This is a genomic window from Actinospineispora eucalypti (assembly GCF_039543365.1).
GTDB classification, from domain to species: Bacteria; Actinomycetota; Actinomycetes; order Mycobacteriales; family Pseudonocardiaceae; genus Pseudonocardia; species Pseudonocardia eucalypti.
On the sequence record NZ_BAABJP010000039.1, the window covers coordinates 86,846 to 98,485 of the forward strand.

Consider the following 11,640-nt stretch of genomic DNA (forward strand, 5'->3'; position numbering starts at 1 on the left):
CCTCGGAGAGCGGGCAGGGTCAGCGCCGCGGACGCCGGCGCGCCGGCGGGTTCCGGTTCGCCTTGGCCAGCAGCACCACACCGGCCGACGCGATGAGCAGCACCGCGACGACCACCAGTGCCCACCGTCCCACGGATGGCGCCCCCGGGTCTGGGGCATTCACCGTGGCGGTGAACTCACTCACCTGACCGGGGGTGAAGGCCCAACTCACCGTGTCCGCCCGGCGCTGTCCGTCGGTGCCGACCACCTCTCCGGGGAACGCCACCTTGAGCTGGACGTCCGCCCCGTCCACCGGCAGCGCGGTGAGATCCACCTGGCCGTTGAGCAGCAACGCGCCGCCGGCCCGGCGCAGCGCGAAATGGAACCGGCCGGAGGCCGGCGGGACGATGGAGGCCAGCGAGTTGACCTCGTCCAGGGTCAGCCCGGTGAAGCCCAGCTGGGTTCCCTGGTATCCGTCCGCCTGGTAGGGCCGCACGGATACCCGTCCGGCGAGGGCGGGCGGGATCACCACCGCCGGGCCGCCGGACCCGCCCGCGACCCCGATGACGATCTCCCCGGCCACCGTGTCGTCGCCCTGGACCGCCAGCGCGGTGCGCACCCGGGTGCACCCGCCGGCCAGGGCCAGCACGGCGAGCACGGCCACCAGGACCAGCAAGATCAGCCTGCTGGTCCGCCGCCGGGGAGCATTCGCGCGCACCAGCCCATGGTGCCAGCCGCCCGGCGCGGCCCCCCGTGATTCGGCGCACCGCCCCGCACGTCCGGGCGACCCGACTGATCTTCCGTGTGACGGCTACCGGTACGGGGGCGCGGTCCCGGCCAGCGGCAGCTCCCGCCCCAGGACCGCGAACGGCCGGGGGTCGCCGACGAACCGGTGGTCGCGCAGCACGTCCACGAACCCCAGCCGCCGGTACAGCCGCCAGGCCCGGGCCGGCCGGGCCGGGTCCAGCTCGGGAGTGGACAGCAGCACGGCCCGCTGGGCGCAGTCGGTCAGCAGGGTGCGCAGCAACTGCTCGCCGAGGCCGCCGCCCTGGGCCTTGGGCAGCACGTGCAGCTCGGTCAGCTCGAAGTAGTCGGCCAGCCAGCCGAGGCCGTCCGGGTAGCTCATCCGCAGCCCCCGGCGTACCTCCTCGTGCCACCACTGCCCCCGGGCGCCCCGGTAGCCGTAGCCCAGCCCGACCAGGGCGTTCCGCTCGTCCAGCGCGCCCACGGCCCGCCATCCGGGCCGGTGCGTGTGCTCGCGCCAGAGCGGGGCCCGCTGGCGGATGGCCGAGCGTGGGTAGCCCATGGCGCTCACGTACACGGTGAGTGCCTCGGTCAGCCGGTCCAACAGCACGTTGGCCGGCAGCCAGACCAGGCGGACCTTGGGTGGGGCGGTGGTCACCGGGGGCCCTTCATGTGCCAATGAGACCACACCTGGCCGGGCCCGCGACTTGACGTACGCGCTCCGACGCGCTGTACTGGTTACATCGAACATCAGTTCGATGGAGGTCTGGTCGGCGTCCCTACGTCGATTAAACCGCACACGGAGGAGGTGGGGCACCCGTGGGAGTGCTGACCCGTCGGTTCGGCTCGCGGCAGCCGACCCCGATCCAGGTTCGCTGGATGGACGGCGAGCCGGTGGAGTTCCAGCGGCGCCCGGTGCGCCGGGGCCCGCGGTACCTGGTGACCGACGTCCAGGAGCGCTGGATCGAGGAGTCGCCCTGGCCCTTTCCGTCGCCGATGCCGGTGGGCGGGGACCAGATGCGCTGTTGGCGGGTGCTGGCGACGTCGTCGGCGGATCCGGAGCGGCCGGCGGAGGAGTTCGTGCTGCGCATGCGGGCGGGCCCCGGCGTGTGGGACCTGATCCGGGTGGACGAGTGAGGAGGCAGACGATGAGCAGGACCGCGACCCCACCGAGGACCCGGCCGTTGGTGCCCCGGCCCAGGCCGGGCGGCTCGGCGCGGGCGACCCCGCCGCCGTCCGCCCCGGCGCTGGCACTGCTGCGCCAGGCCGAGGCCGGTCTCGCCGAGGCCGAGCTGACCACCGACGACCCTTGTCGCCGGTACGCGTCCGCCTACCTGGCCGCGTTGCGCGCCGGTGCGGCCGTGTTGGCGGTGCGGGCCCAGCCGAGCGCGCGCCAGCGGGCCGGGCGCAGCGTGTGGCAGCTGCTCACCCGGGTGACCCCGGAGCTGGCGGAGTGGGCCGCGTTCTTCGCGGCGAACTCGGCCACCAGGTCGGCGGCGGAGGCGGGCATCAGCAGGCTGGTCAGCGCTCGGGCGGCGGACGACCTGTTGCGCCAGGCCGAGCAGTTCGTCGGGCTCAGCCGGTCGCTGGTGTGTCCGTCCTGAACACCGCCCGGCGCGCGGCGCCGGCCATGGGGGAGTGCCGGCCGGTGCTGCGCATGATCCGGCCGAGCAGGCCGTTGAACACGGCCGAGACCTCCCGGGCACCCGGGGTGTCCCACTGCTGAATGGGCACACACGCGCCCTGGGACTGTTGGATCGCCGAGCGGTCCGGGATCACGCTGGTGAGCACCAGCGGCCCGAACAGCTCACGCAGTTCGGCGACCCGGAACGCGTGCTCCGCCGAGCGGGAACGCACCCGGTTGATCAGCACGCCCAGCGGCTGGAGGTGCGGGTTGGTCTGCACCCGTTCGTTCTGCACGGCCTCGAAGGCGCGCTGCACGCCGGCTACGGCGAAGATCGTCGGGTCGGTGACCAGGACCGCCCGGTCGGCGGCTACCAGCGCGGACCGGGTGAGCTGGCTGAGCGAGGGCGGGCAGTCGATGATTACCAGGCCGTACTCCTCCTCCTCGGTGGTACGGCCGGCAATGCTGGCGCGGGCGCCTTCCTCTCCGGTGAGCCGGCTCAGCGCGCGGTCGAGGCGGCTGAGCTGCTTCTCGGTCGGTTCGGGGTGGTTGTGCCGCTCGTTGCTCTCGGCCCCGACGAGCACGTCCAGGTCGTCGCCCCAGGCGCTGGGCGCGATCGCGCGCCTCATCACCGAGCGCCGGGGGTCGTCCAGTACATCGGCGATGGTCGCGGAGGTCTCGGCGGGCTGGAGCGCCACCGTGGCGTTCGCCTGCGGGTCGAGGTCGACCACCAGTGTGCGTACGCCGCGCTGCATGGCGGCCCCGGCTAAGCCGAGCACCACCGTTGTCTTGCCCACGCCCCCCTTGAGGCTGAGGACCGCGATCACCTGCACGCACGACAACCTACCCTGGGCGTAGTCGGGCAGAAGCCCTTGCTCCATCTTTTGGTCGGGCTCCCCGGGTCGACCGGGCAACCGCCGCCAGGGAACGCCGTCCTTCGCCGGACGCTCTAAGCTGCCGCCGTGCGCAGCCGGTGGTGCGGGTGACCCCGCCGATGGGAACGACCGATGCCGACGAGCGCGGGTGGCCGGCCGAGTTCGGGCCGCCCGCCGCGAGCGGCGCCGTTCGGCGCGCGCTCTGGGCCGAGCTGGCCGACGCCCGGCGGCGCCGGGGGGAGGCCCCGGTGCGGGTGCTGGACGTCGGTGGCGGCACCGGTGCCTGGGCGGTGCCGATGGCGGTGGCCGGCTGTCAGGTGACCGTGGTCGACACCAGCCCCAACGCGCTGGCCGCGCTGCGCGGCCGGGCCCGGGAGGCCGGCGTGGGCGGCCGGGTGCACGCGGTACAGGGCGACGCGCAGAACCTGACCGATGCGGTGCCCGCCGCCGATGCGGACTTGGTGCTCGGCCACGGCCTGCTCGAGGTGGTGGACGACCTGGCCGTGGCCGTGGTGCAGCTGGCCCAGGCGGTCGAGCCGGGTGGCGCGGTCTCCGTCCTCGCCGCCGGCCGGTACGGCGCGGCGCTCGGGCAGGTGCACGCCGGCCGGCTGCCGCAGGCGCGGGCCATGCTCACCGACCCGGAAGGCCGGTCCGGGGCGCCCACCGACCCGCTGCGCCGCCGGCTGGACGCCACCGCGCTGCGCGGGCTGCTCGAGTCGGCGGCCGGGCTGTCCATCGAACTGATCCACGGCGACGGCGTGTTCGACAGCTGGCTGCCCGCCGCCGTGCTCGAGGCGGACCCCAGTGGCGCCGACGAACTGGCCGCGCTGGAGGACATCGTGGCCACGACGCCGGAGCTGTTGGTGCTGGCAGCGCGGCTGCACGTGCTCGCACGCCGGCCGTCCGGCGGGCCCGGGGAGCTGTGATCTCACCCACTCGGCCCACAACTTACTGGCGAGTTTGCCGGTCCGGGTAGTCGCGGCTTGCCGGGGATCGTATCCTCGTTGGTACCGCCCGCAACTGGGCGCTCGTCAAGTGCTGCTGGCACGGGGTGGCACTTGACGCCCGAACCTGTGCCGGAGGCGAAGACATGCCCCTCTCCGAGCACGAGCAGCGGCTGCTCGACCAGATCGAGCGCGCTCTCATCGCGGAGGACCCCAAATTTGCGTCGACCGTGCGCGCGGGCCGCTTGCGACGACCCACCCGCCGGCGGCGGCTGCAGGGCCTCGCGCTGTTCATTACCGGCCTGGTGTTGCTGGTGGTCGGGGTTGCCGTGCACGCACTGTGGGTGCAGAACGTTCCCGTGCTCAGCGTCGTCGGCTTCCTGATCATGCTGGCCGGTGCGGTACTCGGCATCACGTCGATCGGTGCCGGCAAGAAGGCTCCCGGAAAGCCGGAGCCGGAGCGCGGCAACAAGTTCGGCGGCAAGATGGAAGAGCGCTTCCGCCGCCGCTTCGAGCAGGAGTAACCCGCTCCCGCCGGTTCAGCCGGTTCGGTGAGGTGTGCGCCTGGGGCGGACGGACCGCGGCCACAGCCGGTCCAGGATCGTCAGCGGGCGTTCCTTCTCCAGGCCGGCGCGCACGTTGCGCACCGCCGTGACCAGGGTGGTGCCGGAGGTCGTTCCGGACTGACCGCCGTACCACCCGCGTTCCACCGCCGAGACCACCGTGCGCATCGACTCGACGATGTCCCGGTCGAGGCTGTGCTTGGTGGTCAGCTTGCGCGCGGCGCGGCGCACGGTCTCGTTGCCGGGCGGCCGGGCGCCCCGGTCCTGGAACTCGGCGACCAGTTCCCGCCAGGCGGCGGTCGCGCCGTCCGGGCCACCCCGGCTGGCCTGGGCCAACCGGCGCGCGCGGTTCACCCCGCGCAGCGTGGCCGGCGTGCTGGCCAGCAGGACCAGGATCAGGAACAGCAGCGCGGCGAGCAGCATCGCCCGCGCGATGAGGCTCATGCCGGCGCCCGGACCGTCCTCATCATCCCGCCCGCCCGAACCCGTGTCCTCGTCGCTGCCGCCGCCCTCGCCGTCGTTGTTGCCCGAGCCGCCGGACGGGTCCTGGCCACCCTGGTCCTTGCCGGTCTGGTCCTGGCCCTGGCCGGAGGACTGGTTGCCGGGCTCCGGGTTCTGCTGGGCGTTCTGGTCGGCCTGCTGGTCCTGCTGGGGCTGCGGCGCCCGTGGGTCCTGGGTGGGCGGACCGCCGGGCGGCGGGGTGTCACCCTCGAGCGGGTTGTCCTGCTCCGGCGGCGCGACCTGCTCGGGGGAGGGGCCACCGGGCACCCGGGGGGCCTTGCTCACGTAGTCCGGAATGATCGCCCGGCCGTCCGAGCGCGGCGTCGGGTCGAACATCAGCCAGCCGACGCCGGGGAAGTAGGACTCCACCCAGGCGTGGGCGTCGGCGCTGCTCACCGGGCGGTAGTCGTCCACCGGCTCCCCGAGGGCGAACCCGACGGCCACCCGGGACGGCACGCCGACCGCGCGCAGCATGATCGCCATGGCCGAGGCGTACTGCTCGCAGTAGCCGGTCTTGCTGTGCTCCAGGAACTCGATCAGCTGCTGGGAGTTGTTGCCGGCCGGGCTGTTGATGTCGTAGCGGAACCCGTTCGCCGGGTCGAGGAAGAACCGGTTGATGGCGATGACCCGCTCGAACGGGTTGCGGGCCTGGCGGGCCACCGACTGGGCCAGCCGGACGATCCGCTGGTCCGCGCCGCCGGTGTCCAGGTAGGCCGGGTTGATGTCCTCCACCGGTCCGGTGGACGCCAGGGCCTGCGGCGCCGGGTTGGGCAGCGCGGCCCGCTCGGTCCACGCCTTCTCGGTGACCTTGCCGTCCGCGTAGGCGGTGGAGCTGGTGGTGTCGTAGTGCCACCGCCCCTCGGTCACCCCGGTGACCCCCATCGGCTGCCCGACCATCGGCAGCCACTGGTCGTTGTACTTCAGGTTCTCCACCTGGACGGTCGCCGTCGGGTTGTGCACCGGGATGGGCAGGCCGGAGGGGAGCGTGTCGTCCAGAGTCACCCCGTTGTACCGGTCCGGCAGCTGCCAGCCCTGGGCCGGTACGTACCGGTTCAGCGTGAGCGAGCGTATGTACTGCGGCTGGGCCAGCCCGCGCACCCGCATGAGCTCGGTGGGCTCTTCCCCGTTCTGCAGCTGGTTGTGCAGCGAGTTGAACGGGCTGAGGCCGAGGTGGCCGTCGGAGGCCGAGTCCGGCTCGCCGTGGCCGGGGAACCGGCCCTTGGTACCGACCAGGGGAGCGGCGGCCAGCCCGATGCCCAGTGCGGCGGCCAGCGACACCGAGATCAGGATCAGCGCGAGCGGGGAGCCCAGCAGGCTGGGCCGCAGCCGGGCCAGCCAACCGGTCAGGCCGCCCCGGTCGGCCGCCGGCGAGCGCAGTGACTGGCCGCGCTGGGCCTGCCGCCGCCGGTGCTCCACCAGCAGCAGCAGGCCGTAGCCGGCGGCGCCGGCGGCCAGGGTCCAGTCCGGCAGCGGCCGGGGGGTCAACGCCGTGGGCACGGTGTAGCCGCCGAGCAGTATCAGCCCGCACACCGAAGCGCCGTGCCCGGCCGAGGTGAGTGCGTCGGCGGCGATGGTCACCAGCCCGAACCCGACGCAGATCAGCAGCATCATGGCGTCGGTGGCGCGGACCGGCGGTACCCCGGTCTCGATCACCGAGATGGCCTCGCCGAGCCGGTTGACCAGTTCGGTGAACGCGTCCGGCCCCGGGAGCACGCCGAAGACGGCCTTCTCGCTGAACAGCCCGGTGAGCATGAGCACCAGGCCCAGCAGCTGGCCCAGAGGGACCACCAGCGCCGGCGCCCGGAACAACCGGGCCATCGCGCCGATCAGCACCATCGCGCCGATCACCGGCAGCACCATCCACAGCCAGCGGTAGCCCTGCATGACGCCGGCCAGCGCGGTGGAGCCCAGCGCCAGGGACAGGCCGGCGGCGAGGTTCACGACGAGCGGCACACCGGCGCCGGACCTCGGCCCGGCCGGCGTGGACGGCGGCCCTCCCGGCCCCGGCCCTCCCGGTCCCGGCCCTCCCGGTCCCGGCCCGCCCGGCCCTCCGGGCACGGGAGGCGGCGGTCCGCCGGGGGCGGAGGGCGGCGGCGCCGAGCCCCGGGGCTCCGGTGGCCGGGTGCCCTGCCCGGGCGCCCACGGCGACGACGGTGACGTTCTCGGGGTGTCCGCGCGGGTCATCGGCCGGTTCCCAGGCGCACCGGCAGGCGCCGGCAGAAGTCGTTCCACACCCGGTCCGGGCCGCGTTCCGGGCGCCCGGTCAGCACGCTCCAGCCGGCCTCGGTGAACGCCCGGGACGCGGCGGCGACACCGGTCTTCGGGCGGGTCTCGTCCGGGCCGGTCCAGGCGGCCACGTCCAGCAGCACGGCGTGCCCGTGCCCGCCCTCGGCCCCCTCGACCAGCGGCCGGACCGTGCCGGGGTCGACCGCGCCGAGCACCGCGAACAGCTCGCCGCCGCTGGCCGGCGGGCAGATCAGGCCGGGCTGGTTGGAGGTTCGCAGCAGGGCCAGCGCGTCCAGCAGCGCCTCCGGGTCCCGCCCGTTGGAGAGCGTCACGCCGTTCTCGGTGACCAGGGTGACCCGGCGGCCGTGGGTGATCAGGTGCCGGCACACGCTGGCGACCAGCTCGATCGCCCACTCCAGGCTGGCGTCGGCGCCCTTGCCCCGGTGCGCGTGGCCCCGGTGGTCGAGCAGCACCGTGACGCCGCCGTGCCACGGCCGCTCCTCCAGCCGCACCATCAGCTCGTCCCGGCGCGCGGTGGACTTCCAGTGAACCTTGCGCAGCGGGTCGCCCGGTTCGTACTGGCGCACCAGCGCGTCGTGCTCACCCGGCCCCCGGCGCAGCCCGGTGGACCCGGACTCGCCCTCGCCCCGGCCGAAGCCGTCCGGCAGCCCGGACAGCGGGGTGACCCTGGGCACCACGGTCAGCGGTACCCGGCCGACCAGCTCGCGCTCGTAGTCGGCCAGGCCCAGCGGGTCGCTGACCCGCATGGTGAGCGGACCGACCATGTGCACGCCGCGCACCAGCGGGGTCAGCGGGTAGCTCAGCTCCACCGGCGGCTCGGAGCGCCGGGGCGGGTGGGCGAAGAACCGGGGCGAAATGCCCAGCACGTCCGGCAGGGCGTCGGTGAGCAGCAGGCCGGTGCGGGGCAGCCGGCCCCGGCTGTGCACGCTCAGCACCGCCTCGGTGGTGGAGCGGGCGGTCATCCGGGTGGCCGCCAGCTCTCGTTCCACCCGCACCACCAGCCGGATCCGCGAGGTGAACAGTGCGGCCAGCAGCGGCAGCACCATCACCAGCACGCCGATGCGCAGCAGGTCGCGCTCGTCCAGCGCCACCCCGCACACCGAGGATGCGAGGCCGGCCGCGATCAGGCACCGGCCCAGCGTGGTGAGGCCGGTGGAGCTGTCGTGGCGGGTTTCAGTCACGGGCGGGGCGCGGGGCCTGCGGCACGGGGATCCGGCTGAGCAGCGCGCGGATCAGGTCCGGCGCGGTGCGCCGGGCGGTGAGGGACTCGGCGGTGAGCACCAGGCGGTGCGCGAGCACCGGCACGCACACCGCGTGCAGGTCGTCCGGCACCACGTAGTCGCGGGCGGAGAGGGCGGCCTGCGCGCGGGCCGCGCGCACCAGGTGCAGGGTGGCCCTCGGCGAGGCGCCGAGCCGGACCTCCGGCATCCGGCGGGTGGCCGAGGACAGCTCGACGGCGTACCGGCGCAGTTCCGGGGCAACGTGGATGGCCCGCACCGCGGCCAGCACGGCCTGCATCTCGCGCGCGTCGGACACCGCCGAGAGGGTCTGCAGCGGGTCCTCGCCGGAGTGCCCGTCCACCATGGCCAGCTCGGCGGCCTGGTCCGGGTAGCCGATGCTGATCCGCGCGGTGAACCGGTCCCGCTGGGCCTCCGGCAGGGCGTAGGTGCCCTCCATCTCCACCGGGTTCTGGGTGGCCACCACGAAGAACGGGTCGCTCAGCGGGTAGGTCATGCCGTCGACGGTGACCTGGCGCTCCTCCATGCACTCCAGCAGCGCCGACTGGGTCTTGGGGGAGCCCCGGTTGATCTCGTCGCCGATCACCACGTTGGCGAAGATCGGGCCGGGCCGGAACTCGAACTCGGTGGTGTTCCGGTTGTAGATCGACACGCCGGTGATGTCGCTCGGCATGAGGTCCGGGGTGAACTGGATGCGGCTGACCGAGCAGTCGATGGATCGGGCGATCGCCTTGGCCAGGGAGGTCTTGCCCACCCCGGGCACGTCCTCCATCAACAGGTGTCCCTCGGAGAGCAGCGTGACCAGCGCGATCCGGATCGCCTCCGACTTGCCGGCGATCACCCGGTGCACGTTCTGGGAGATCCGTCCGCTGACGGTGGTGAGTTCGGAGAGCGACATGGGCAACGGCGGGCTGCTCATTGTCGTCATACGACCTCCTGCTCTTGACGAGGGCCCTCGAGCAGTCTGTCAAACCGCTCCTGAGGGTCCGTAGCCCCACCTTGCGGGCGCCTCGGTTAGTCCGTCGGTCGTAGTGCCCGCCGCGTTTCCAACCTGCCCTGAGGCGACACCCCCCACCATCCCCCACGGCCACCCCCTGGGCGCCAGGGCGCGGCTCACACTTCGGCAAAACGCCAGCTCGCGTTCGTCGCGACGGGTCCGCCGAGGGCTCGGACGGACCCCGGACCGTCGGCGCGTCCCCACCTTCACCCACCGGAGCTGATCTGCGGAAACCGCCCGATTCACCCTTGAGGTGGGGGAGGGGCGTGTGCGGGGTGGTGGAAAGTGGGGTAATGTGGTGATCGTTGGGGACGCGGGGAGGCGATGCCGGTGTTTCTCGGCACTCACACGCCTCGGCTCGACGACAAGGGCCGGCTGACGCTGCCCGCCAAGTACCGGGACGAGCTGCGAGGGGGGATGATGATCACCAAGGGTCAGGACCACTGTCTCTACGTGTTCCCCCGCGAGGAGTTCGAGCGGCTGGCCCGCAAGGTGGCCGAGGCGCCCTTCACCAACGAGTCGGTGCGCGCCTACCAGCGCTACCTGTTCGCCGGCACCGACGAGCAGCATCCCGACTCGCAGGGCCGGATCCCGATCACCGCCGAGCTGCGCCGCTACGCCGGGCTGACCAAGGACTGCGTGGTCATCGGCGCGGTGAGCCGCCTGGAGATCTGGGACGCGACGGCCTGGCAGAGCTACCAGGAACGGCACGAAGAGAACTACGCGCAGGCGCAGGAGGAAGTACTACCCGGCATGTTCTGACCTGTCGGGGAGTGAAGGCACGTCCGGCTCGGGTGTCCGGAGGCCTCCACTCCGCTGCTGGTGGCCCTGGCGCACCTTCCCCGGTGCCAGGTCCGCAAGGAGCGGAGCGGGGACCTCGGGGCACCCGGGCCGGATCTGCCTCAGCGGGGGAATCGGCGAGCGGAGAGGGGGCCTTCGGTGGCTGGCTCGACGCCGCGCGACCCTTCCGCCTTACACGTGCCCGTGCTGCTGGACCGGGTGCTGGAGCTGCTCGCCCCCGCGCTGGACCGCCCGGCGGCGGTGGTGGTGGACGGCACCCTCGGCCTCGGCGGGCACTCCGCCGCGCTGCTCGAGGCGCACCCCGGGCTGACCCTGGTCGGGCTGGACCGGGACGTGCAGGCGCTGGAGCTGGCCGGCCGGCGACTGGCCGCCCACGCCGGGCGCATCCATCTGGTGCACGCCCGCTACGACCGGCTGCCCGAGGCGCTGGCCGAACTGGGCATCGAGCGGGTGCACGGGGTACTGCTCGACCTCGGCGTCTCCTCGCTGCAGCTGGACTCGGTGCAGCGGGGCTTCTCCTATGCCCGGGACGCCGCGCTGGACATGCGGATGGACACCACCGGCGGGCCCACGGCGGCCGACGTGCTCAACGGGTACTCGGCGGACGAGCTGACCAGGGTCCTGCGCGACTACGGCGAGGAGCGGTTCGCCCGGCGAATCGCCTCGGCGGTGGTCCGGCGGCGCGAGCGGTCCCCGCTGCGCACCAGCGCGGAGCTGGTCGAGCTGCTCTACGACGCGGTGCCGGCGGCATCCCGGCGGACCGGGGGACACCCGGCCAAGCGGACCTTCCAGGCGCTGCGCATCGAGGTGAACGGGGAGCTGGAGTCGCTGCGGGCGGTGCTGCCCGCCGCGCTGGACGCGATCGACGTGGGCGGCCGGCTGGTGGTGATGGCCTACCACTCGCTGGAGGACCGGCTGGTCAAGCGGGCGCTGGCCGACGCGGCCGCCTCCCGCACCCCACCCGGGCTGCCGGTGGAGCTGCCCGGACACGGACCGAGGTGGCGGCTGCTGACCCGGGGCGCCGAGGTCGCCGGGGACGCGGAGACCGCCGCCAACCCGCGCGCGGCCTCGGTCCGGCTGCGCGCCGGCGAACGAATCGCGGTGGCGGCGTGACGGCGTACCCGCAC

Annotated in this window: 12 protein-coding genes; 6 read left to right on the forward strand and 6 right to left on the reverse strand. The window is 73.8% G+C overall.

All coding sequences use genetic code 11. The features are described 5' to 3' along the window. Nucleotides 1-19: 19 nt before the first annotated feature. Nucleotides 20-697 carry an LppM family (lipo)protein gene (locus ABEB12_RS30215; RefSeq protein ID WP_185065320.1) on the reverse strand — a complete coding sequence of 226 codons (678 nt, stop codon included), beginning with the start codon at nt 695-697 and terminating at the stop codon, nt 20-22. Nucleotides 698-790: 93 nt separating this feature from the next. Next, on the reverse strand, nt 791-1,381 hold the full coding sequence (locus ABEB12_RS30220; protein ID WP_345703268.1) for a GNAT family N-acetyltransferase: 591 nt from the start codon (nt 1,379-1,381) through the stop codon (nt 791-793). A 161-nt stretch (nt 1,382-1,542) separates the two neighbouring features. Here ABEB12_RS30220 and ABEB12_RS30225 point away from each other — a divergent pair, with 161 nt between their 5' ends. Together ABEB12_RS30225 and ABEB12_RS30230 are read left to right on the forward strand one after the other, a co-directional pair. Beyond that, nucleotides 1,543-1,860 carry a hypothetical protein gene (locus tag ABEB12_RS30225; RefSeq protein WP_345703269.1) on the forward strand — a complete coding sequence of 106 codons (318 nt, stop codon included), beginning with the start codon at nt 1,543-1,545 and terminating at the stop codon, nt 1,858-1,860. An 11-nt stretch (nt 1,861-1,871) separates the two neighbouring features. Continuing rightward, nucleotides 1,872-2,327, forward strand: coding sequence for an SAV_6107 family HEPN domain-containing protein (locus ABEB12_RS30230; protein WP_185065322.1), 456 nt, complete (start codon nt 1,872-1,874; stop codon nt 2,325-2,327). Here ABEB12_RS30230 and ABEB12_RS30235 read toward each other — a convergent pair. Next, nucleotides 2,299-3,228: a ParA family protein gene (locus ABEB12_RS30235; RefSeq protein WP_221498762.1), complete on the reverse strand. Its 930-nt coding sequence runs from the start codon at nt 3,226-3,228 to the stop codon at nt 2,299-2,301. The genes ABEB12_RS30230 and ABEB12_RS30235 overlap by 29 nt on opposite strands. Nucleotides 3,229-3,341: 113 nt before the next feature. Between ABEB12_RS30235 and ABEB12_RS30240 the strand changes: the two genes are divergently transcribed. Beyond that, nucleotides 3,342-4,148, forward strand: coding sequence for a methyltransferase domain-containing protein (locus tag ABEB12_RS30240; RefSeq protein ID WP_185065323.1), 807 nt, complete (start codon nt 3,342-3,344; stop codon nt 4,146-4,148). A 164-nt stretch (nt 4,149-4,312) separates the two neighbouring features. Beyond that, nucleotides 4,313-4,690, forward strand: a complete 378-nt coding sequence (locus ABEB12_RS30245; RefSeq protein ID WP_185065324.1) for a DUF3040 domain-containing protein — start codon at nt 4,313-4,315, stop codon at nt 4,688-4,690. 15 nt (nt 4,691-4,705) lie between these two features. On the opposite strand, the gene ABEB12_RS30250 is transcribed toward ABEB12_RS30245, so the two are convergent. The 3 genes from ABEB12_RS30250 to ABEB12_RS30260 form a co-directional block, all read right to left on the reverse strand. After that, entirely contained in the window at nt 4,706-7,183 is a 2,478-nt protein-coding gene (locus tag ABEB12_RS30250) for a transglutaminaseTgpA domain-containing protein (RefSeq protein ID WP_185065325.1), read from the reverse strand. A 227-nt stretch (nt 7,184-7,410) separates the two neighbouring features. Next, nucleotides 7,411-8,658 (reverse strand): DUF58 domain-containing protein, encoded by a 1,248-nt coding sequence (locus ABEB12_RS30255; protein ID WP_185065326.1) that lies wholly within the window; start codon nt 8,656-8,658, stop codon nt 7,411-7,413. After that, nucleotides 8,651-9,613 carry an AAA family ATPase gene (locus ABEB12_RS30260; RefSeq protein WP_221498937.1) on the reverse strand — a complete coding sequence of 321 codons (963 nt, stop codon included), beginning with the start codon at nt 9,611-9,613 and terminating at the stop codon, nt 8,651-8,653. Before ABEB12_RS30260 ends, ABEB12_RS30255 begins: the two co-directional genes overlap by 8 nt. 429 nt (nt 9,614-10,042) lie before the next feature. Between ABEB12_RS30260 and mraZ the strand changes: the two genes are divergently transcribed. Both mraZ and rsmH read left to right on the forward strand, forming a co-directional pair. Next, on the forward strand, nt 10,043-10,474 hold the full coding sequence (gene mraZ, locus ABEB12_RS30265; RefSeq protein ID WP_185065328.1) for a division/cell wall cluster transcriptional repressor MraZ: 432 nt from the start codon (nt 10,043-10,045) through the stop codon (nt 10,472-10,474). A gap of 135 nt (nt 10,475-10,609) precedes the next feature. Further along, on the forward strand, nt 10,610-11,626 hold the full coding sequence (gene rsmH, locus ABEB12_RS30270) for a 16S rRNA (cytosine(1402)-N(4))-methyltransferase RsmH (protein ID WP_221498938.1): 1,017 nt from the start codon (nt 10,610-10,612) through the stop codon (nt 11,624-11,626). Nucleotides 11,627-11,640: the final 14 nt, after the last annotated feature.